The organism is Phyllobacterium sp. UNC302MFCol5.2 (assembly GCF_000686005.1).
GTDB lineage: Bacteria > Pseudomonadota > Alphaproteobacteria > Rhizobiales > Rhizobiaceae > Phyllobacterium > Phyllobacterium pellucidum.
Map to the genome: position 1 here is coordinate 536,940 of NZ_JMLL01000010.1, position 21,378 is coordinate 558,317.

The window sequence follows — 21,378 nt, forward strand, 5'->3', positions numbered from 1 at the left end:
CGCGAATGGCAGCACTCGTCCCCCTCTGTCCTGCCGGACATCTCCCCCACAAGGGGGGAGATCGAAACGGCATCAGCGTCGCATTCAGCGCCAACGACCTGCGTTTCGTCGAGACGTGCAGGAATGCTGGTCTCCCCCCTGGTGGGGGAGATGGGCGGCAGCCCAGAGGGGGGTGAAATGACAAATGGCAGCATGTGCGTCAGCTTTACTTCAGACCCTTGGCGCGATCTTCGGCCTGCGCCTCGAGAATCTTGCGCACTTCGATCACGAGATCGCCTTCCTTCGCGGTGATCTGCGCCGGGCGGCTTTCGCGCCAGGTTACATTGTCTTCGATCTCGGCCGACAGCCGTGCGCCCTCGATGAGATCCTTGATCTGCACTTCACCATTGTCGCGCTCCTGCGAACCCTGGATGATGACACAGGGCGCACCGCGGCGGTCGGCATATTTCATCTGCGGCTTCATGCCCGATCCGCCGAGATACATCTCCGCCCGGATGCCGGCCTGTCGAAGGTCCGACACCATCTTCTGGTAGCGTCCGAGGCTTGTCGTATCCCGGTCCATGACGAGGACGACGACCGGTCCGATATTGTCGGAGACGTCGAGCTTGCCGAGGTTCTTCAATGCCGTCATCAGGCGAGAGACGCCGATGGAAATGCCGGTCGCCGGTACAGGCTCGCCGCGGAAGCGTGAAACCAGACCATCATAACGGCCGCCGCCCCCGACCGAACCGAAGACGACTTTCTCGCCCTTTTCATTAGTAACGTCGAAGGTCAGTTCGGCTTCGAAGACGGGACCCGTATAATATTCGAGGCCGCGCACGACGGAGGGGTCGATCTTGACCCGGCCCTCGTAGCCGGCCGCCGAGCATAGCGCCTCGATCGTGGCAAGTTCGGCGACGCCCTCGACGCCCTTGTCGTTGCCGCTGATGACGCGTTCGAGATTGGCGATGGTTTCGCCGCCGGTTGCGCCGCCGGCTGAGGTGAAATCGAGCACCTTGGTGATCGCCGCCTCGTCGAGGCCGGCCCCCTTGGTGAAGTCGCCGCTTTCATCAAGGCGTCCCTTGCCGAGCAATTCACGCACGCCATCCGGCCCGAACTTGTCGAGCTTGTCGATGGCGCGCAGCACGTTCAGGCGCCGTCCCGCATTGTCATCTCCAGCAAGGCCGATGGCGTCGAGAACGCCGTCGAGCACCTTGCGGTTATTGACGCGGATCATGTAGTCGCCGCGCGGAACGCCGAGCGCCTCCATGACATCGGCCATCATCATGCACATTTCGGCATCGGCCGAGACCGATGGCGCGCCGACCGTATCGGCATCGAATTGCATGAACTGGCGGAAGCGGCCGGGGCCGGGCTTCTCGTTGCGAAACACCCAGCCGGCGCGGTAGCTGCGGTAGGGTTTGGGGATGCTTTCAAAATTCTCGGCAACGAAACGCGCGAGCGGCGCTGTGAGATCGTAACGCAGCGACAACCATTGTTCGTCATCGTCCTGGAATGAGAACACGCCCTCATTCGGGCGGTCCTGGTCGGGCAGGAACTTTCCGAGCGCATCCGTATATTCGACAAGCGGGGTCTCGACAGGCTCGAAACCATAAAGCTCGTATACCTTGCGGATCTCGGCCATCATCTTGTCGGCAGCGCGCAAATCGTCAGGCGCACGGTCCACAAAACCGCGCGGCAGCCGCGCTTTTACCCTGTCTGCCTTCGTCGTCATGATGCTGTTCCGATACCCTGAAATGAAGCTTTTCGCGAGTTCAGGACGGTCCTGAGCCCAAGCCGGTTTGCTCTAACGCATAGAGGTGTTCAGGGCAAGGATTGATGGCGCGGGTCTCGACGCTGTGAAGCCAGAGCCGGCCGCTTGAAGTTCGAACGCAGCTTCTCGATCTCCTGGCGGCACTTGCAGCCCTCGATGTGATCGTTGACGAGACCCATGGCTTGCATATGCGCATACATGGTCGTCGGGCCGACGAAGCTCCAGCCGCGCTTTTTCAAATCCTTGGAAAGACGAACCGATGTCGGCGAGGTTGGGTTGGCGATCAAGGTCGGGTAGTCGACCACCTTCGGCCGCTCGTCCACCGGCGGTTCAAACTGCCAGAAATAGGCCGCGAGCGAGCCGGTTTCCTTGACGAGTTCGATGGCGCGCCCGGCATTGTTGATCGCCGAGTTGATCTTGCCACGATGGCGGATGATGCCGGCATCGGCGAGCAGGCGGTCCACCTCTTTTTCGCCGTAGCCTGCAATCCTGTGATAGTCAAAACCGTCAAACGCCTTGCGGAAATTCTCGCGCTTGCGCAGGATCGTCAGCCAGGAGAGCCCGGACTGGAAACCTTCGAGGCAGATCTTTTCGAAGAGCCGGGTGTCGTCTGTCACCGGACGTCCCCATTCGTGGTCGTGGTAGTGGACATATTCAGGCAGCGTTCCCGGCCAAAAACAGCGCGTCTCGCCCGCATCATCCGTGATAAGTCCGGTTTTCGGGGGAGTTTCGTCTTGCATCGCGCCTGTCCCTTTCCTATTGTTAACCGTGCTTGCAAACCCGCCGGTAACTATAACCCACGGTTTTCGCGGCATTTTATGTTTTATTGATTCTGATTCACTTTTTTCTACCTGCCAATCGGCAAACTCAATCCGAAACCTGACAAATCCTGTCAGTAGAGTTCCAGAGTAATTTCAATGAAGTCGGCATTATTGGTTTTGGCATCAGCGGTTCTCTCAGCGGCGATCCCGTCCGCAATGGCGAGCGAACGCTATGCGACCAAGCCTCCTGTCGTCATGAGCCCCGATCTTTCCGCGCCATGGGTGACGCAACTGCGCAAGCGGCCAGTCGGCGAAGCAGTAAACCAGGTCGGACGCCCGGTGAACCCGCGCGGCTATGTCGTCTTCAGCGAGCGCCCGGAGCGCGTGACGAGGCCGCGCCGCAATCGCGATCTTTCCAATCCTGCCGCGCGGGAGGTCTCGTTCCAGCGCCCGGACGTCCCGCTGGGCGAAGACCAGCCCAGGAAGCAGGCCATGGATCCGCAGTTCCTGCCGCAAAGCGTCGCTTATGTTGGCGCTGAACAGCCGGGTACGATCGTTATCGATACGTCCGAGCGTTTTCTTTATCTCGTTGAAGCCGGCGGCAAGGCGCGACGCTACGGCGTGGGCGTCGGCAAGGAAGGCTTTGCGTGGTCGGGAACGAACAATATTACGCGCAAGGCCATGTGGCCTGATTGGTACCCGCCGCAGGACATGATCGATCGGGAGGCCGAAAAGGGCCACTATATTCCGGCGCACATGGAGGGCGGCATCGCCAATCCGCTTGGCGCCCGTGCGCTCTATCTCGGTTCCACGCTCTACCGTATCCATGGCACCAACGCGCCGTGGACCATCGGCCACGCGGTGTCGAGCGGCTGCATACGCATGCGCAACGAGGATGTCACCGAGCTCTATGCACGGGTCAATGTCGGCACGAAAGTCATCGTCCGATAAGGGTTAGTGGGGGCCGGCACCGGGGGCGGTGCCGGGAACGGGCAGCGGCTTTCTCGAGAAAGCCGCTGCCCTTTTTCATTCGGCCGCCTGCAGGATGTTTTTCGGCGCGGGAAGCCCCTCGGGCTTCGGGCCGCCATAGGCCCAGTCGAGCAGTTCGACCGTGTGGACGATCGGCAATCTTGATCCGCCGGCGATCTGGGTGATGCAGCCTATATTGCCGGTGGCGACGATGCTGGCGCCGGTCGCCTCGATATTCTTGACCTTGCGATCCCGCAGCATGCGGGCGATTTCCGGCTGCATGATGTTGTAGGTGCCGGCCGAACCGCAGCACAAATGGCCCTCGGCCGGGTCCTTGACGATGAAACCTGCCGCCTTCAGCAAGTCTTTGGGCTGGCGCGTGATCTTCTGGCCGTGCTGCATCGAGCAGGCGGAATGATAGGCGACGGTCAGGCCGGACGCCTGTTGCGACGCCGGCATGTCGAGCGTGGCAAGATATTCGGTGACGTCCTTCGCAAGCGACGAGATGCGCGCCGCCTTGTCCTTGTAAGCCGGGTCGAGCCGCAGCATGTAGCCATAATCCTTGATCGTCGTGCCGCAACCCGAGGCGGTGATGATGATCGCATCGAGACCGCCTGTCTCAAGTTCGCGTGTCCACGCATCGACGTTGCGGCGCGCATCCGCGAGCGCTTCCTCTTCGCGGCCCATATGGTGGACCAGCGAGCCGCAGCAGCCTTCGCCTTTTGGCAAGACCACCTCGACGCCGAGGCGATTGAGCAGTCGGATCGTCGCTTCATTGATACCCGGCTTCAGGACAGGCTGCGCACAGCCGCTGAGAAGCGCTACCCTACCCGTTCTTTCGCCGTTTGGCTTGTGCACCCCGGGTACGGCCGAGGACGATGTTGCCGGGACGGAATTCGGCGCAAGTTCGAGCATCGCCGCCAGTGGCTTTGTTGCCGTCAGCGAGCCGAACAGTCCAGCTAACGGCCGCCCAAACCTTGCGAGGTTGAGCGCCAGGCGAAACCGCCCGGGATAGGGCAGGACGAGTGCAAGCACGCCGCGGGTCAACCGGTTCATAAGCGGACGCTTGTAAGTCTTCTCGATGTGGGCACGCGCATTGTCGATGAGATGCATGTAGTTGACCCCCGATGGGCAGGTCGTCATGCATGAAAGGCACGAAAGGCAGCGGTCGATATGTTTGACGATCTGCTCGTCGGCCGGACGGCCGTTTTCCAGCATATCCTTGATGAGATAGATGCGGCCGCGCGGGCTATCGAGTTCGTTGCCGAGCGTCACATAGGTCGGACAAGTGGCCGTGCAAAAGCCGCAATGCACGCATTTGCGCAGGATCTTTTCAGACTCGGCGACACCCGGATCGAGAAGCTGCTCGGGGCTGAAATTTGTCTGCACGCTACACTCCTGCAACCATGCGGCCGGGATTAAGAATGCCGCTCGGATCGAATTGCTGTTTGAGGCGCCTGGAGAGCGCCGCCAGCGGCGCGGCCTGCGGCTCGAACACGGGGACGGCCGCGCGAACACTTGCGGGCCCCCGTACCAAGGTTGCATGCCCGCCGCCATATTTGCGCAAGAGCGCCCTTACGGCGTCCGCTTCCGGCTCGCCCTCCATGCGCAGCCAGACGAGGCCGCCCTGCCAGTCGTAATAGGCATCGACTGCCGCCCCCATGCGCAGCGAGGCGACGAGCTTGTAGGCCTCCATCGGCACCATGGAAACACGCCAAACCGGCTGCTCCGTACCGTCGGCGAAAGGGATGACGTCGCGGATTTCCCGCCAGAGCCGGCGGGACTGGTCGCCGGAGACGTCCGCCATCTCGCCTGCCGAGGCCAAGAGGTTCTTCAGCATGGTCATGCGGTCGGCAACCGAAGGCGCAAACCCTTCCAGCCGCAGCAGGGTCGAAGCCTCGCCGCCGAGCGCACCATCGATAACCCTTGCCGCAACATTGCCCGGAAGATGCGCGGCAGATGCCACCTCGCCGCTCGACCCCATGGCGATCGCCATGGCACGCGCCGCCTCGTCATCGGCAAGACCGCGTATGACGAGCGTCGATTCGGTCTCGGGCGCCGGGAGCACCTTGAAGGTGATCTCGGTGGCGATCCCGAGCGTGCCCCAGGAATTGGCCATGCCTTTCGACAGGTCGTAACCGGTCACGTTCTTGACGACGCGTCCGCCGGATTTGAACAGTTCACCCCGGCCGGAGACGACCCGCACGCCGAGCACGTGGTCGCGCGCCGATCCCGCCTTGAGGCGGCGCGGACCGCAAAGATTGGTGGCAAGCAAACCCCCAAGCGTCCCCTGACCCGCAGGCTGTCCCAGAAGCGGTCCATAATCCATCGGCTCGAACTGAAACGCCTGCCCGCTTGCCGCAAGCAGTGCTTCGAGTTCGGCAACTGGCGTGCCTGCCTTGGCGCTCAAGACCAGTTCATGCGGCTCGTAGAGCGTGACGCCGGCATAATCCGACAATGCGATCGTATGCTCGGTCTGCAACGGCCGGCCGAGCCCGCGCTTGGAGCCCTGGCCGACGACTTCCACCGGCGCGTTGGCGCCAAGAGCCCATTGCACAGCTTCGACGATCTCATCCTCGGATTTAGGCTGGAAAGTGCTCACGCTCAGAATCTCGGAATGTCGGGAAACGGCATCTTACCCTGATGCACGTGCATCCGCCCGAGTTCAGCGCAGCGGTGCAGTTGCGGGAAGACCTTGCCGGGGTTGAGCAGATGCTTCTCGTCGAAGGCGCACTTGACGCGGATCTGCTGATTGAGATCGGTGTCATTGAACATTTCCGGCATCAGATCGCGCTTCTCGACGCCAACGCCGTGTTCACCGGTCAGAACCCCGCCCACCTTGACGCAGAGCCGCAATATGTCGGCACCGAAACTTTCCGCCTTGTGCAGTTCCTCCGGGATGTTGGCGTCATAGAGGATCAGCGGATGCAGGTTGCCGTCGCCGGCGTGAAAGACATTCGCAACGCGCAATCCATATTTCTCCGAGAGTTCGCGCATGCCGGCCAGCACCTTCGGCAATTCCTTGCGCGGTATGGTACCGTCCATGCAAAGGTAATCCGGCGAGATACGGCCTACGGCGGGAAATGCCGCCTTGCGTCCCGCCCAGAATATCATTCGTTCTTCTTCGCTCTGCGAGACGACGCAAGTCGTTGCGCCATTCTTGCGCGCAATCGCCTCGACCATGGCGATGAGGTGATCGACCTCGACCACGGGACCGTCGAGTTCAACGATAAGGAGGGCCTCTACGTCGAGCGGATAGCCGGCGTGGACGAAATCCTCGGCGGCATGGATCGCCGGCCTGTCCATCATCTCCATGCCGCCCGGGATGATACCGGCGGCAATGACATCGGCCACGCACTGACCGGCTTCCTCGCTGGTCGGAAAGCCAACCATCAGGGCACGTGCCGTTGTCGGCTTCTGGAGAATGCGGACGGTCACTTCGGTGACGACCCCCAGCAGCCCTTCCGAGCCGGTCATCAGCCCAAGCAGATCATAGCCATCGCTATCGAGATGCTTGCCCCCGAGGCGAATGATGTCGCCATTGATGAGGACCATCTCGATGCCAAGGACATTATTGGCCGTCAGCCCGTATTTCAGGCAGTGTACGCCGCCGGAGTTTTCAGCGACGTTGCCGCCGATCGAGCAGGCAATCTGCGACGATGGATCAGGGGCATAGTAGAAGCCCTCGTGCTCGACCGCCTTCGTTATGCCGAGGTTCGTCACGCCGGGCTGGACGACGGCAACGCGGTTCGGAAAATCGATTTCGAGGATGCGATTGAAGCGCGACATGACGAGGAGCACGGCGTCCTCAAGCGGCAGCGCACCGCCGGAAAGCGAGGTTCCAGAGCCACGCGGCACGACCTTCACATTGTTCTCGTGGCAATATTTGAGGACGCGGGAAACCTGGGCAACGGTTTGCGGTAGAACCACCACGAGCGGCAACTGCCGATAGGCAGTCAATGCGTCGGACTCGAAAGCGCGCATTTCGTTGGTGACGTCGACGACGCCCTCGCCCGGAACAATCGCGCCCAATGCCGTAACGATCTCGGCCCGGCGGCCAAGCGTCGCTTCATCACTTTTCGGCATTGTCAGTCCGGTCATTGCCTCTCCCTTGCCAACAGCGCTAGCGCTACTGGTAAACTATCTTTACCTCTTGCCCGGCACGAATGTAAATAGTTTAGAACCTTTCTCGATTGGAGAGAACAGGCCGTGCGGCGATCTCGCCTGCGATGAATTTCAAGGCTTGGGGACTTGACGTTTGATTTGCGCCAGTGAGAGTGCGCGCATGAGTGAATTCAACGATATGGAAGTGTTTGCCCGCGTGGTTGCCGCCGGCAGCATGTCGGCAGCGGGCCGCGAGCTTGGCCTTTCACCAGCGGTCGTATCCAAGCGGCTGCGGCGGCTGGAAGAACGGCTCGGCACGCGGCTTCTGCAGCGTACGACGCGCCAGATCGCGCTCACCGAAACCGGGCAAGGCTATTACGAGCGCGTGCTCGCAATCCTCGCCGGGGTCGAGGAGGCCGAGGCCTTCGTGTCGCGCCGTTCCGAACAGGCGCACGGGATGCTGAAGGTCGCCGTGCCGACGACGTTCGGGCGCATGCATATCGCGCCGCACCTCGAACCCTTCATGCGCGCCAATCCCGACCTTGCCGTCAACCTCGTCCTTGCCGATGAGTTCGTCGATATCGTCGGCGAAGGCTACGACCTTGCGGTCCGAATTGCGGAACTTTCCGATTCGAGCCTCGTTGCGCGCAAGCTTGCGCCGGTCGAGCGCTTTCTGGTCGCCTCCCCTCGCTACGTGGCCGAGCACGGCACGCCGAAATCCTTCTCCGATCTCGAAAATCATATCTGCCTTGCCGCGCATAATGGCGACCCGTGGCGTCTGGTCGGCCCTTACGGCGCTGTGGTCTGGCGCCCCTTAGGGCCGCTCCTGACAAATTCGAGTGAAGTGGTGCGCGAGGCAGTGCTCGGCGGACTCGGCATTGCCTTGCGTTCCACCTGGGATATCGGTCCCGAATTGGCGACGGGGCAACTTGTTCGCGTTCTCGGCGACTATGCCGCCTCGCGCAACATCGCCATCTACGCGGTGTATCCGTCGCGGCAATTCCTGCCGGCGAAAGTGCGCCTGTTCATCGACTATCTTGCGGCGCTCTATGGACCGGTGCCGCCATGGGACAGGCACTGATCAATCGTCGGCATGCGACTTGCGGATCGACTTGACCACAAACCACATGGCGATGATGGCAACCGGCACGAAAATGGCGGTAAGGACGGTCGAATGCAGGTCTGGAATGTAGGTCTCCGCACCCTTGGCCAGGTAATAGAACAGGCCGACGACATAGTAGGAGATCGCCGCGACGGACAGGCCCTCGACCGTCCGCTGCAACCGCAACTGCAGTTGCGCGCGGTGGTTCATCGAGGTCAGGAGATCGCGGTTCTGGCGTTCGAGCTCTACGTCGACCGAAGTTCGCAGCAATGTCGCCGCGCGCGAAAGCTTCTCGGAGAGGCTCTCCTGCCGTTCGCTGACCGAGCGGCACGTGCGCATCGCCGGCGCCATGCGGCGCTGAATAAAGGCGCCCCATGTTTCATAGCCGGTGACCGGTTCTTCCTGTAACGCCGCAAGGCGTTCGAGGACGATGCCGTTATAGGCGCGGCTGGCACCGAAGCGGTAAAGGCTCGAAGCCGCGTCCGCTTCGAGTTCGGCCGCAAGCGAGGTCAATTCGTCGAGCAATTTGTGGCTGTCTGAGGTTGCATCGCGCATCTCATTGGTGAGGCCGGCAAGACGATCCTCGATCCGGCGGATGCGCGGCGACAGCGAATGCGCCAGTGGGAGGCCGAGCATCGCCAGCGTCCGGTAAGTCTCGATCTCGATGACACGCTGCGACAGCGCGCCCGCACGCGCTGGCGACAGCCCATTGTCGAGGATCAGAATGCGCGTCAGGCCGTCGCGGTCCTGGCGGAAATCCGTGACGATCGAGGCGAGACCACCTTCGACATCACTGTAGCAAAGGCTTGCGGGATCGAACTCGCTGATCATCGCCAGCGCATTTGCATCTTTCTTGACGATTTCCAGCCGCACGCCATCGATGACGGTGCCGGGCGGGTTGAAACCATGGCCGAAAGGATGCTGCGCTCCCGCGCCGCTGCGCGGCATCGGGCCTTCCCAGAGATAGGTCGAAAACTCGGTATGGCGTTCCCAGCGCAAGGTGCCATTACCCCACGGCATGACGTGGTGGCGGGCATCGCGCGCAGGCGGCGCGATGCCGATGCTGCGGCTGAGTTCGGCCAGAACCGCATGATCGACCGTCGAGCCGCCTTCGGTCATGAAGGCGAGCTGGATCAGGAGGCGGGGCGTATCGACAAGCGGATAGGGCCGCGCATGCACCTCGCCGAGCGCCACGGCGCGTTCCGCATGCGCGGGAAAACCGAGAACGCCGCCGACAACGGACGCAAGCTCGGCAGCTGTCGCGACTGATTTTAGTCTCTTGGCCATATATCCCCTGACCGGTCTTGGGCTTGATCGGCTGTCACAGGATCGTGAACGGATTGGGTCCGGCTTTCAACAGATTCTATTTTGTCGTGGCTGCGGCAAATAAGACCCCCACTGCCTTGCAACTGGATCATTGATTTGACCAGTTTCGATTTTTGCCGCTACGCTGCGGATCGATATCTTTCTTGCGGACCCGCTATCCATGAGCAGCCCTATCTTCGCGCGCATCCAGTCCTCCCGCACGGCCGATGATATTGTCGGCCAGATCGAAACGCTTATCCTCGAAGGTGTTCTGCGCGTCGGTGATCGTCTCCCCGGCGAGCGCGACCTTTCCGTACAGTTCGACGTCTCGCGACCGATCCTGCGCAATGCATTGAAACTCCTGGAGACTAAGGGCCTGCTTGTGACGCGGCATGGCGGCGGAACTTTCGTCGCCGATGTCATCGGCGAGGTGTTTTCCAAGCCGATGATGGATCTCATATCCAGCCACCGCAAGGCCGCCGCCGACTATCTCGAATACCGGCGCGAAATCGAGAGCGTCGCTGCCGAATACGCCGCACGGCGCGCGACGGAGGATGACAGGCTCATGCTACATCGCATCATGACCGCGATGGAGGAGGCCTATAAGGCCAATGATTTTAAGCGGGAAGCCGAACTCGACGTCGAGCTGCACAATGCCATTGGCGAATGCGCGCACAATATTATCCTGCTGCACACGCTACGCTCCTGTTACCGCCTGCTCGCCGACGATGTCTTCTATAATCGTACGGTGATCTACGGTTTCCCCGGGGCGCGCGAAAAACTGCTGGACCAGCACAAGGCGATATTCGCGGCCATCATCAATTCAAATCCGACGGCGGCGCGCGCGGCAGTCGGGCAACATATAGACTACATCGAGCAGGCGCAGAGCGAAGCAGCGCGCAGTAGCGCCTGGCAGAACGTATCGCGCCTGCGCCGGAACCAGCGCGAGTCGGAACGCGGATGATCGGGTTCGACCATGCACGCGGGCCAGCCGGACTGCGCATCTATGCCATTGGCGACGTGCATGGCCGTTTTGATCTGCTGCAAGGGATGCACCGGCTGATCGCCAGGGAAAACGCCAAACAGCCGCCGCACGACTGGCTCGTCATCCACCTCGGCGACTATGTCGATCGCGGGCCGCAATCGCGAGAGGTGCTTGATCTGCTGGAGCGCGAGACGAGGCAGTCGCGCAATATGCTGGCACTTGCCGGCAATCACGATATCGGACTGCTGGACTTTCTTTCAACCGGCGATGCGTTCGGCGTTTTCGCCCATAATGGCGGACGGCAGACAGCTCTTTCTTACGGTGTCGATATCGATTTCGACGATGCGGTCTCGGTGCTTGCGGGGTGGAAAGAACTGGCTCGCGCCATACCCCATGCGCACAAGCAATTCCTGCGCGGGCTCAAGCGTTCGGTCGCCTTCGGCGATTTTTACTTCTGCCATGCCGGCATCCGGCCCGGCGTCCCACTCGACCTGCAGAACCCGGATGACCTTATCTGGATACGCGGCGAATTCCTCAACAATCCAACGCTTTACGCAAAGGTCATCGTGCACGGCCACACGCCGGTTGACGACGCGGACGTCCGGTCAAACCGCGTGAACCTCGATACCGGCGCCTTTGCCAGTGGCCGGCTCAGCGGCTTGATGATCGAAGAGGACAGGAAGCTGTTGCTGGAGGTGGCTCAGCGCGACGACGTGCTTACACCGTAACCATCGCTGGAGACGACACGCCCGCCGGCATCCACCGAGAAAAGACCTACGCCCATGAACAGAATGGCTGAGAGCATTACGGCAGTCAAAAGTGCAGCACTCTTGGTGGTCATTTTAGGCGTTTCCATCGTTTAGGGCGCGGCTTGATGCCGGTTAGCCGTGGGGGCACTACAGGACAGTTTGCTTACCAACTAGTGAATCGAAGACACGTTCCAAAGGAATCGCCAGTCGGTATCCGATTCTGGATTTACCTGTTGCAGAGTTGCAACGAATCCGTGTGCCGCTTGCTACTTGCGGGGGAAGAAGAAGCCTAATTTAACCCTGGATCTGAGCGACCCAGGCTCGGGCCAGCGCCAGCCCGGCGGCATCCGCGGCCGCGCCATCGCGGGAAACATAGCTGTCGTAATTGTCGAGCCATCCCGGATAATTGGATGCGATCTGGTCCTGGAAGACCCGCCGCCACTCCTCGACCAGAGTTGTATCCGCCTCGAAATGAAACTGAATGCCGTAGACCGCGCGCCCGATGCGAAATGCCTGGTTGGATGTTACATCGCTCGATGCAAGGCGGATGGCATTTTCCGGGAGCGTGAACGTGTCGCTGTGCCAGTGGAAGATCGGAAAGCGAACGGGTACGGATGCCAGCACCGGATCGGCTTCGCTCGCCTCGTTGCGGGTGACTTCGTGCCAGCCGAATTCCGGCGTGCGGCCAAGGATATTGTCAGCCCCATAGCCGCGCGCGACCAACTGGCTGCCAAGGCAAATGCCGAGCACAGCCTTGTCTGCGTCGCCGAAGCGCTTCGTCAATTGCGCCAGTTCCGGAAGGTACGGATGCGTGGCGTCGGCAAGCGCGTTCTGATCGCCTCCAAGTACCACCAGCGCATCGTGGCCCGAGGCATCGGCCGGTAGGGCCTCGCCGAGATAGGCCTGGCGCAAATCGATGGCAGCCCCCGCTTCCGCCAGCGCCCGTCCCACTTGCCCAAGCCCTGTATCCTGATAATTCTGAACGACGAGAACGCGCATGATAAGTGCCCCAAACCCAAGTGGATTGTCGGATAGCATGGCCCCGAACGAGTCGAAAGCCGTCAAATGACCCTGCAGAACCGAGTGACACCTTTTGGCGAGATTGTCGCGGCACCCTATCGCGGCACGATGATGGGCAATCGCGGCATCATCCACGATCCGGCCACGCGGACGCTGTTGAGGAAGCGCTGGACCAATGACGCCTGGATCATTTGCGTCTGCAAGTTCAAGAACGTGCGCCGCCCCGTCATGGCGCGGCAAAGCTGGACGGAACTGTTCTTCCTCGATGAGGCAACTGCGCTTTCCGCAGGGCACCGGCCATGTTTCTATTGCCAGCGTCAACGCGCACTCGCCTTTCAAGCTGCCTGGGCGGAAGGCAATGGGCGCCCCATGAAAGCGCCGGAGATGGATCGCGTCCTGCACGGGGAGCGGCTTGATCATGAGAGCGGCAAGGCGTTGCACGCGATCAAGGGCCACGTCCGCGATCTTCCCGATGGCGCGATGATCACCCGCGGCGACAACGCCTTTATCGTAAGAAACGGAAACACGTATCGCTGGTCGTGGCAGGGCTACGAGGGCGCGAGGCCGGATGGCGACGCCATGCTGCTGACGCCGCCCTCCACAGTGCGGGCGCTGCGCGCAGGCTACCGGCCGCTCATGCACGGCTTCTGAGGTTCACGCCCCCAGGCGCGCGCCTGCCGAAACTCCAGCCCAGGCTTGTTCCGGCAGCGGCGATCAGGATCGCGGCGGACCCCACCAATTGACTTGGCTGCAGCGCATGGCCGAATGCGAGGTAGTCGACGAGAATCGCAGCGACCGGATAGATGAACGAAAGTGACCCGGTGATGTGAGTCGGCAATTTCTGGATCGCGCTATAGAGCAGGATGTACATGAGGCCGGTGTGAACGACGCCGATCGTGACGATGCTCGCCCATTGCCCGGCACCTGGCGGCAAGGCGCTGAAATCGGCGAGCGGGGCAAGCATGACGATGCCGACGCACACTTGAATCAGGGCGATCAGGTGTGGCGGGGTTCCCTTCAGCCGCTTGGCGACGATAGCCGCGATCGCATAAAGAAACGCAGCACCAAGCGCGAGACCGATCCCGGTCATATAGTCCGAGCCGCTATAGGCGGCGCCGGGCTTGGCCTGGACGATCAGGAGCATTCCAGCGAAAGCGACAAGTAGCCAGAATAGCTTGGTGGCGGTGAGCTTTTCCTTGAAGATCAAGGCGCCGAGGCCAACGAGCATGAAAGGCTGGACATTATAGACAGTCGTGGCGATGGCGATGGAGGCGCGCGGATAAGCTGCAAACAGAAGCACCCAGTTGGCGACGATCGCCATGCCGCCCACTACGGCGAGCCCGAAGAGCTTGGGAGAAATGATGTCTCGCCGGAACAGGCCAAGACCCGCGCAAACGGCGAGCAGCGTCAGGGCACCGATGGCGCACCGCCAGAACACGACCGAGAATACCGGCTGGCCGGACATCAAGACGAACCAGCCAATCGTTCCCGAAATCATCATGGCGGCGGTCATCTCGACGCTGCCTCTGACGATATCTTTTTCCATGTCGTTGCTCCTTATACTGCGAGACAGAGACTAGGCGGATGCGGCATGATTTGCTATGTTTTGAGAAAGGCCACCAGCCGACTTCGCCTTTTTAATGCAGGTTATTCGCGGGAAATACCTTACAGGTACATTGTCATGGACGAACTTGACCGAACAATCCTAGACATCCTCATCGATGATGCACGCATCTCGCTGAAGGAACTCAGTCAGAAAGTCGGCCTGTCCTCGCCAAGCGTTTCCGAGCGGCTGCGCCGGCTCGAGGAAAAGAAGATCATTCGCTCGTTCACGGTTGACATCGATCCCGTGGCGCTCGGCTATGGATTGACGGCGATCGTTCGCATTCGCCCCCTGCCCGGCATGCTGCATATCGTCGAGCGCCTGCTCCAGGAAACGCCCGAAATCACAGAATGCGACAAGGTCACCGGGGATGATTGCTTCATCGGTAAGCTGCAGTTTCGCAGTATGGAGCAGCTTGATTCCATTCTTGACCGGATCGCGGAAAAAGCTGAAACCAACACCTCGATCGTCAAGTCGTCGCCTGTGAAGCGTCGCTTGCCACCTCTTTCCTGATCAGGTTCAGCATGCGCGCCAACTACAAGATGCAGAGACTCTACGTCACCGGTGATCTCGCCCAGGCTGTACGCGTCGATGCGACGCCCGATGCGGTCAATTACCTTGCCAATGTGCTTCGCATGAAGGATGGCGACGAGATTTTGGCCTTTAACGGCCGGGACGGTGAATGGCGCGTCGCCCTTCGGTTCGAAACGAAGAAAAAACTCGCGTTTGAACCGCTCGAAAGGACGCGCGACCAGCCGGCCACGCCTGATCTTGTCTACTGCTTCGCGCCACTGAAACAGGGACGGCTGGACTATCTCGTGCAAAAGGCCGTGGAGATGGGTGCGGGTATCCTGCAGCCGGTCATCACCCAACATACGCAGGTTGCCCGCATCGGTATTGATCGTATCGAGGCGAACGCCATCGAGGCGGCAGAACAATGCGGCGGGCTGGCGATCCCTAAGACGCGTGAGCCGTTGAAGCTCGACAGGTTGCTTGATGACTGGGACCCGGCACGCCGCCTGATCTTTTGCGACGAAGGGCACGAGACGCACAATCCCTTGCCGCTGCTCCAATCCCTCGCCCGCGGACCGCTTGGAGTCCTCGTCGGACCGGAAGGCGGCTTCTCGGAACAGGAGCGCCTTGCCCTGCACAAACTCCCCTTCGTCACCGCGATACCGCTCGGCCCGCGCATCCTCAGAGCGGATACCGCAGCGGTGGCCGCCCTCGCCCTGATTCAGGCGACAATCGGCGATTGGTGAGATACAAATTCTCTTGATAAGACGATAAGAGAAATTCGCTTGCGCTCCTGCCTGAAAACGGCCAATCACGCGCAACCACCTCCATCCAAGCGGAAAGCACCGTCCATGGCGCGCGACACGACAGACGAAACACCGATCTCGAACACCGAAGAACTGGCTGACTATCTTGCCGCGGGATCAAAGCCGGAGTCTGCCTGGCGCATCGGTACGGAGCACGAAAAGTTTCCGTTCTACACCGAGGACAACAGCCCGGTCCCCTATGACGGCCCGCGCGGTATTCGGGCGATTCTTGAAGGCATGCAATCGAAGCTCGGCTGGGAGCCGATCATCGACGAAGGCAATATCATCGGGCTCGTCGAGCCGACCGGACAGGGCGCGATTTCGCTCGAGCCCGGCGGGCAGTTCGAGCTTTCCGGCGCACCGCTCCTGTCGATCCACCAGACATGCCGGGAGTCCAATGCGCATCTCGCGCAGGTTCGGGAAATCGCCGAACCGCTCGGCATCCGCTTCCTTGGCCTTGGCGGCAGCCCGAAATGGACGCTGGCCGAGACGCCGCGCATGCCTAAGTCGCGCTACAACATCATGACCAACTATATGCCGAAGGTCGGCAAGGATGGTCTCAATATGATGTATCGTACCTGCACGATCCAGGTGAACCTCGATTTCGCGTCCGAGACCGATATGCGCCGCAAGATGCAGGTTTCCGTGAAACTGCAATCGATCGCGACAGCCCTCTTCGCCATGTCTCCCTTCACCGAAGGAAAGCCCAATGGGCTTCTCTCCTGGCGTTCCAATATCTGGCGCGACACGGACAACAATCGCTCCGGCGTCTTGCCGTTCATATTCAACGAAAATTTCGGCTTTGCGGACTATGTCGAATGGGCGCTCGACGTTCCGATGTATTTCGTCATGCGCCATGGCCGCTACCACGACTGCACCCATGTCACGTTCCGACAGTTCATGAACGGCGCGCTCAAGCACGAAATACCGGACGGCACGCCCAACATGGGGGATTGGGCGAACCACCTTTCGACGCTTTTCCCGGAAGTTCGCCTGAAGCGCTTTCTTGAAATGCGCGGTGCAGATGGGGGTCCGTGGCGGCGCATTTGCGCCCTTCCCGCCTTCTGGGTCGGCCTGCTCTATGATGCTGAGGCATTGAACGCCGCCGAGGCGATGACGAAAGACTGGACCTATCCGGAAGTCCAGGCTCTCCGCGATGAGGTTCCGGCAAAGGGGCTTAATGCTACCCTCCGCAACCGGGCAGTGCGTGAGATTGCAATAGACGCGCTCGCCATTTCGCGCCTCGGCCTCAAGAATCGCGCCCGTTTGAACAGCGAAGGTTTCGACGAAACACACTATCTCGCCTCGCTGGAAGAGGTCGTTGCGCGCGGAACGACCTCGGCCGAACAGATGCTCTCCCAGTATCACTCGGTCTGGGGCAGCTCGGTGGAACCCGCATTCCTGGAATATGCCTACTGAGGGATCTCTGACATGACCAAGACAATTCTCGTCACCGGCGGCAGCCGAGGCATCGGCCGCTCTACCGCAATTCTTGCCGGGCGAATGGGCTGGTCGGTCGCGGTCAACTATGCGGGTAACAAAGCGGCCGCCGACGAGGTCGTCGCGGCAATTGCCGATGCTGGCGGCAAAGCCAAGGCCATCCGGGGCGATGTCTCGGTCGAAGCCGATGTTGTTTCAATGTTCGAACAGGCAAGCGAACTCGGCAAGCTTGACGGAGTGGTCGTCAATGCCGGGATCGTTGCCCCGGCCTCGAAGCTGATGGACATGGACACGGCACGCATGCGCCGCATCTTCGACGTCAATGTGCTTGGCGCCTATCTCTGCGCACGCGAGGCGGTGCGCCATCTTGCCCGCTCGCGCGGCGGCAAAGGCGGATCGATCGTGCTGCTTTCCTCCGCCGCGGCCCGCATCGGCGGACCCAATGAATATGTCGATTACGCCGGTTCCAAAGGTGCAATGGATACGCTCACCATCGGACTTTCCAAGGAGGTCGGCCCCGAAGGCATTCGCGTCAACGCCATCCGGCCGGGACTGATCGAGACAGAAATTCACGCAAGTGGCGGCCAGCCCGACCGGGCCCAGCGCCTTGGCGTAACCGCGCCGCTCGGCCGCGCCGGCACTGCGGACGAAGTTGGTGAGGCGATCGTCTGGCTTTTGAGCGACGCGTCATCCTATGTGACAGGGTCGCTTCTCGACGTCACCGGCGGCCGCTAAATCTTCTTAACCCGACAATTTTGACTCGCCACCTCCCGCATATGTGTTATGCGGGACGATATCGTTTTTCAGCGGAATTTCTGACACCATGGCAAAGTTCAAAGCGTTGGCGGAAGCCTATATTCCCGAATTGCCCAACTACTACCGCGGCAAGGTACGCGAGAACTATGACCTCGCCGATGGCCGGCGCATCATCATTGCCACGGACCGCATCAGCGCCTTCGACCGCATTCTTGCGGCGATCCCGCTCAAGGGCCAGGTGCTGACGCAGACTGCGCGCTACCAGTTCGAGCAGACCGCCGATATCTGTCCGAATCATGTGATCGAGTATCCGGATCCGAACGTGCTCGTCTGCCGTAAGCTGACGATCCTGCCCGTTGAAATCGTGGTGCGCGGTTATCTCGCCGGCACCACCGGCACGTCGATCCTGACGCTTTACAAGGCTGGCAAGCGCGAAATGTACGGCTTCACTTTGCCAGACGGCATGCAGGACAATGAGAAGCTTCCAGCGCCGATCATCACACCGACATCAAAGGCGTTCGACGGCGGACACGACGAGCCTCTGACAGCCGAGGCGATCCTTTCTGAAGGGCTTCTCACGCAAGACCAGTGGGAGACCGTCTCCAGCCACGCGCTCAAGCTATTCGCCCGCGGCCAGGAAATCGCTGCCGGCCGGGGCCTGATCCTTGCCGACACCAAATACGAGTTCGGCATGGATGAAGCGGGCAATATTCTGCTCGCCGATGAAATCCACACACCCGATTCCAGCCGCTATTGGTTTGCCGACAGCTATGCCCCGGGTAAGCGGCCCGTGAGCTTCGACAAGGATTTCGTACGCAACTGGGTGGTCGAACGCTGCGATCCCTACAAGGATGATATCCCGGAAATCCCGGAAGACGTGATCGACGCGACCACCCAGGTCTACATCCACGCTTACGAAACGATCACCAACAGGACCTTCGACCCCGGTAGCGCCGATGTCGATCCGCTCGAGCGTATTCGCGGTAATCTGGCGCGGTTCTTTTGATATAATCGAAGGGCTTCCACCAATATCGAACCCCGCACCAAATACTTCGAGATTTAAGTTATCGCATAGACATCAAATTGGTGATCAGACCCGCCTTGATATCGAGCGCCGGGTGATTGGCCTGCGTCAGACCCATGTCGTTTAGTTGTTCGGGCGTCAGTTCGGCGAGAACTCTTCGGGCTGCGAGGGCCTGCCTCCGCTTCCTGAAGGCAGCAATCGCTGTTGCAACGATGTTGAGCTTCGTCCCCCATACCTGCGTTTCAGTCGGGGCACGGCCGATGTGGGTTTCCGTGTGAGCCATTTTTTCCAATCTCCCATTTTGCATGTTTGCAGATGGAGTGTGTCACCGGCGCGCTTTGCGGCTGTTCGGCGGTGCGTGAAAGAGGCGCGCACTCGCGCTAAATCGCTGTTAAATCCTGTCATCGGAATGTTATTCTGCGGATGCGGTCAATGAACTGGAGATGATCTGTGCGCATCAGGTTGCTGGGCGGCCTCGAAGTTACCTCACCGGATGACCGGCAAGTCCGCTTCACAACGCGCAAGACTTCGCTTCTATTCGCCGCCCTCGTCCTCGCTGGCCGCCGCGGCCATCGCCGCGACCAGCTATCTGAACTCTTCTGGCCGGGACGAGCCGACGGGCAAGCCCGCAACAGCCTGCGGCAGGCGCTTGTCGACATCCGGCGGTCGTTCCCGCCCGGAGAGCATGCCACCACCTATATCGACGGAGATCAGGATTCGGTCGCCCTGATCGTCGATCCCGACCAAACGGACATCTCTATATTCGACCTCAAATTGCAATCGGACCGCCCCTCGGATCTTGCGATCGCCGCAGACCTTTACCGCGGGGAGATGCTTGCGGGGGAAGCCCTTGCGGATGGCATGGACGAGTGGTTCGGACCCCACCAGAACAAATACGAGCAGAAGGCGCAACAGCTGGTGGAACGGCTCAGTCTTGCGCTGTCTCAGCCTGGCTCCCCGGAAGAGACCGCCTGCGAAGGGCTTGCGGAAAGACTGCTGGCGTCGGACCCAACCGCAGAAGCTGCGCATCGAGCACTGATGCGGATACATACGCTGCGCGGCCACGAAAACGCGGCTTTACGCCAGTTTGAATTATGCAAGGCCCTGTTGAAGCGGCACCTCGGCGCAGAACCAGAGGCCCAAACGACCGCGCTCGCGGCTTCCTTGCAGGCGGGCAAGGCAGGCGACCTTCCGCTGACTGCACCCAAGGCTAACGCTGCCACTGGGCCAAAGCCGCCGGCGCCGTCCGTTTCGACCCCACTTCACGACCGGCCGTCGGTCGCTGTCTTGCCCTTCCAGAATCTCAGCGGAGACCCGGAGCAGGAATATTTTGCCGACGGCATCGTAGAAGACATCACGATCGCCCTCGCCCAGTTCCGCCATCTCTATGTTATCGCACGCAATTCCAGCTTTACGTACAAGGGGAAGGCCGTAGACATAAAGCAGGTCGGGCGCGAACTCGGCGTGCGCTATGTGGTTGAAGGCAGCGTGCGGCGGACAGGCGACCGATTGCGCATTGCCGGGCAGCTGATCGATGCATCGACGGGCGCCCACCTTTGGGCCGATCGTTTTGACGGGACCTTGGCCGACGTTTTCGATCTGCAGGACCAGGTCGCCGCAAGCATCGTGGGCGCCATCACCCCCAGGGTCGAGGAGGCCGAAATCGAGCGCGCCAAGCGCAAGCCTACAGAAAGCCTCGACGCCTATGACTACTACCTGCGGGGGCTGGCGGCATTTGACCGGACGATCACAAACAGAGCGTCTCTTGAGGAGGCCCTGCGCCTTTTCATGCAGGCAATCGAGCGGGACCCGGAGTTCGCCGTGGCCTATGCGCGGGCGGCGCGCTGCTATGCGACCCGAAAGAGCAATGGCTGGATGATCGATCGCGCGCAGGAAACCGCCGAGGCGACCAGGCTTGCCCGGCGGGCGGTCGAACTTGGCTGGGATGATGCGATTGCGCTTTCCTATGGCGGATATGTTCTTGGCTACGTCAGCGGTGATCTTGACGCCAGCGCGGCATGCATCGAGCGGGCGCTCGTTCTCAATCCGCATCTGGCCGCCGCCGTTGGCGTCAGCAGCTGGATCAAGATTTGCTTGGGCGAGCCGGAAGCGGCGATCGAGCACGCCTCGCTTGCCATGCGCCTCAGCCCGTTCGATCCGCGCCTGTTTGCCTGGCAGTTCAATGTCGGGCTCGCGCATTTTTGTGCCGGCCGCTATGACGAGGCCGCCGTCTGGGCGGGAAAGTCGATGCGGCATCAGCCCAACTACCCGAGTGCAATGCGCGTCGCGGCTGCCGGCCTCGCCAAGGCGGGGCGGATTGCCGAAGCGCGGGAAATGGTTGCTCGCCTGTGCGCATTCGATCCAACGCTGCGGCTTTCAAACCTCGCCGAGATACTGCCGCCGTTCCGGCGGCCAGATGATCGAGACAGGTATATAGAGGCACTGCGCATTGCCGGTTTGCCCGACTAGGGCGCAGAGGCGCTTCTCC

At 60.9% G+C, this 21,378-nt stretch carries 21 protein-coding genes; 11 read left to right on the forward strand and 10 right to left on the reverse strand.

From position 1 onward, the window contains the following. Window positions 1-205: 205 nt before the first annotated feature. Both hisS and BR48_RS23795 read right to left on the reverse strand, forming a co-directional pair. Window positions 206-1,714: a histidine--tRNA ligase gene (gene hisS, locus BR48_RS0104565; RefSeq protein ID WP_027230222.1), complete on the reverse strand. Its 1,509-nt coding sequence runs from the start codon at window positions 1,712-1,714 to the stop codon at window positions 206-208. Window positions 1,715-1,803: 89 nt separating this feature from the next. Beyond that, a complete protein-coding gene (locus BR48_RS23795) occupies window positions 1,804-2,493 on the reverse strand; it encodes a DNA-3-methyladenine glycosylase I (RefSeq protein ID WP_051614529.1) in 690 nt (229 codons plus the stop codon). Between the two features lie 177 nt (window positions 2,494-2,670). On the opposite strand from BR48_RS23795, the gene BR48_RS0104575 reads away from it, so the two are divergent. Continuing rightward, the gene (locus BR48_RS0104575; RefSeq protein ID WP_027230223.1) at window positions 2,671-3,465 is read left to right on the forward strand and encodes a L,D-transpeptidase; all 795 of its coding nucleotides are present in this window, start codon (window positions 2,671-2,673) and stop codon (window positions 3,463-3,465) included. Between the two features lie 75 nt (window positions 3,466-3,540). On the opposite strand, the gene glcF is transcribed toward BR48_RS0104575, so the two are convergent. The 3 genes from glcF to BR48_RS0104590 are packed head-to-tail and all read right to left on the reverse strand — an operon-like array spanning window position 3,541 to window position 7,584. Next, entirely contained in the window at window positions 3,541-4,872 is a 1,332-nt protein-coding gene (gene glcF, locus BR48_RS0104580) for a glycolate oxidase subunit GlcF (protein WP_027230224.1), read from the reverse strand. A gap of 1 nt (window position 4,873) precedes the next feature. Continuing rightward, window positions 4,874-6,085 (reverse strand): glycolate oxidase subunit GlcE, encoded by a 1,212-nt coding sequence (gene glcE, locus BR48_RS0104585; protein ID WP_027230225.1) that lies wholly within the window; start codon window positions 6,083-6,085, stop codon window positions 4,874-4,876. A 2-nt stretch (window positions 6,086-6,087) separates the two neighbouring features. Further along, window positions 6,088-7,584, reverse strand: coding sequence for an FAD-linked oxidase C-terminal domain-containing protein (locus tag BR48_RS0104590; protein WP_027230226.1), 1,497 nt, complete (start codon window positions 7,582-7,584; stop codon window positions 6,088-6,090). Between the two features lie 184 nt (window positions 7,585-7,768). On the opposite strand from BR48_RS0104590, the gene BR48_RS0104595 reads away from it, so the two are divergent. Next, window positions 7,769-8,668: a LysR family transcriptional regulator gene (locus BR48_RS0104595; protein WP_036813307.1), complete on the forward strand. Its 900-nt coding sequence runs from the start codon at window positions 7,769-7,771 to the stop codon at window positions 8,666-8,668. On the opposite strand, the gene BR48_RS0104600 is transcribed toward BR48_RS0104595, so the two are convergent. After that, window positions 8,669-9,976, reverse strand: coding sequence for a DUF3422 family protein (locus BR48_RS0104600; RefSeq protein ID WP_027230228.1), 1,308 nt, complete (start codon window positions 9,974-9,976; stop codon window positions 8,669-8,671). Between the two features lie 199 nt (window positions 9,977-10,175). Here BR48_RS0104600 and BR48_RS0104605 point away from each other — a divergent pair, with 199 nt between their 5' ends. Then, window positions 10,176-10,958 (forward strand): FCD domain-containing protein, encoded by a 783-nt coding sequence (locus BR48_RS0104605; protein ID WP_027230229.1) that lies wholly within the window; start codon window positions 10,176-10,178, stop codon window positions 10,956-10,958. Then, the gene (locus BR48_RS0104610; RefSeq protein ID WP_027230230.1) at window positions 10,955-11,707 is read left to right on the forward strand and encodes a metallophosphoesterase; all 753 of its coding nucleotides are present in this window, start codon (window positions 10,955-10,957) and stop codon (window positions 11,705-11,707) included. Before BR48_RS0104605 ends, BR48_RS0104610 begins: the two co-directional genes overlap by 4 nt. On the opposite strand, the gene BR48_RS26425 is transcribed toward BR48_RS0104610, so the two are convergent. Together BR48_RS26425 and BR48_RS0104615 are read right to left on the reverse strand one after the other, a co-directional pair. Next, a complete protein-coding gene (locus tag BR48_RS26425) occupies window positions 11,680-11,820 on the reverse strand; it encodes a hypothetical protein (RefSeq protein ID WP_174207689.1) in 141 nt (46 codons plus the stop codon). The two genes, BR48_RS0104610 and BR48_RS26425, sit on opposite strands and share 28 nt — an antisense overlap. Before the next feature lie 202 nt (window positions 11,821-12,022). After that, the gene (locus tag BR48_RS0104615) at window positions 12,023-12,727 is read right to left on the reverse strand and encodes a type 1 glutamine amidotransferase (protein ID WP_027230231.1); all 705 of its coding nucleotides are present in this window, start codon (window positions 12,725-12,727) and stop codon (window positions 12,023-12,025) included. 66 nt (window positions 12,728-12,793) lie between these two features. Here BR48_RS0104615 and BR48_RS0104620 point away from each other — a divergent pair, with 66 nt between their 5' ends. Continuing rightward, window positions 12,794-13,399 (forward strand): hypothetical protein, encoded by a 606-nt coding sequence (locus tag BR48_RS0104620; RefSeq protein WP_027230232.1) that lies wholly within the window; start codon window positions 12,794-12,796, stop codon window positions 13,397-13,399. Here the strand turns inward: BR48_RS0104620 and BR48_RS23800 are convergent. After that, entirely contained in the window at window positions 13,383-14,294 is a 912-nt protein-coding gene (locus BR48_RS23800; protein ID WP_051614530.1) for a DMT family transporter, read from the reverse strand. The two genes, BR48_RS0104620 and BR48_RS23800, sit on opposite strands and share 17 nt — an antisense overlap. 135 nt (window positions 14,295-14,429) lie before the next feature. Between BR48_RS23800 and BR48_RS0104630 the strand changes: the two genes are divergently transcribed. From BR48_RS0104630 to BR48_RS0104650, 5 genes are all read left to right on the forward strand, one after another. After that, window positions 14,430-14,864 carry an Lrp/AsnC family transcriptional regulator gene (locus BR48_RS0104630; RefSeq protein WP_036813310.1) on the forward strand — a complete coding sequence of 145 codons (435 nt, stop codon included), beginning with the start codon at window positions 14,430-14,432 and terminating at the stop codon, window positions 14,862-14,864. Window positions 14,865-14,875: 11 nt separating this feature from the next. After that, window positions 14,876-15,610 (forward strand): 16S rRNA (uracil(1498)-N(3))-methyltransferase, encoded by a 735-nt coding sequence (locus BR48_RS0104635; protein ID WP_036813313.1) that lies wholly within the window; start codon window positions 14,876-14,878, stop codon window positions 15,608-15,610. A 105-nt stretch (window positions 15,611-15,715) separates the two neighbouring features. Further along, window positions 15,716-17,089 (forward strand): glutamate--cysteine ligase, encoded by a 1,374-nt coding sequence (locus BR48_RS0104640; protein ID WP_027230235.1) that lies wholly within the window; start codon window positions 15,716-15,718, stop codon window positions 17,087-17,089. Window positions 17,090-17,101: 12 nt separating this feature from the next. Further along, window positions 17,102-17,845 (forward strand): SDR family oxidoreductase, encoded by a 744-nt coding sequence (locus BR48_RS0104645; protein ID WP_027230236.1) that lies wholly within the window; start codon window positions 17,102-17,104, stop codon window positions 17,843-17,845. Window positions 17,846-17,933: 88 nt separating this feature from the next. Then, window positions 17,934-18,872 carry a phosphoribosylaminoimidazolesuccinocarboxamide synthase gene (locus tag BR48_RS0104650; protein ID WP_027230237.1) on the forward strand — a complete coding sequence of 313 codons (939 nt, stop codon included), beginning with the start codon at window positions 17,934-17,936 and terminating at the stop codon, window positions 18,870-18,872. A 58-nt stretch (window positions 18,873-18,930) separates the two neighbouring features. On the opposite strand, the gene BR48_RS0104655 is transcribed toward BR48_RS0104650, so the two are convergent. Further along, window positions 18,931-19,173: a DUF1127 domain-containing protein gene (locus BR48_RS0104655; protein ID WP_027230238.1), complete on the reverse strand. Its 243-nt coding sequence runs from the start codon at window positions 19,171-19,173 to the stop codon at window positions 18,931-18,933. A gap of 167 nt (window positions 19,174-19,340) precedes the next feature. Here BR48_RS0104655 and BR48_RS0104660 point away from each other — a divergent pair, with 167 nt between their 5' ends. After that, window positions 19,341-21,359, forward strand: coding sequence for a BTAD domain-containing putative transcriptional regulator (locus tag BR48_RS0104660; protein WP_027230239.1), 2,019 nt, complete (start codon window positions 19,341-19,343; stop codon window positions 21,357-21,359). The last annotated feature ends 19 nt before the right edge of the window (window positions 21,360-21,378 follow it).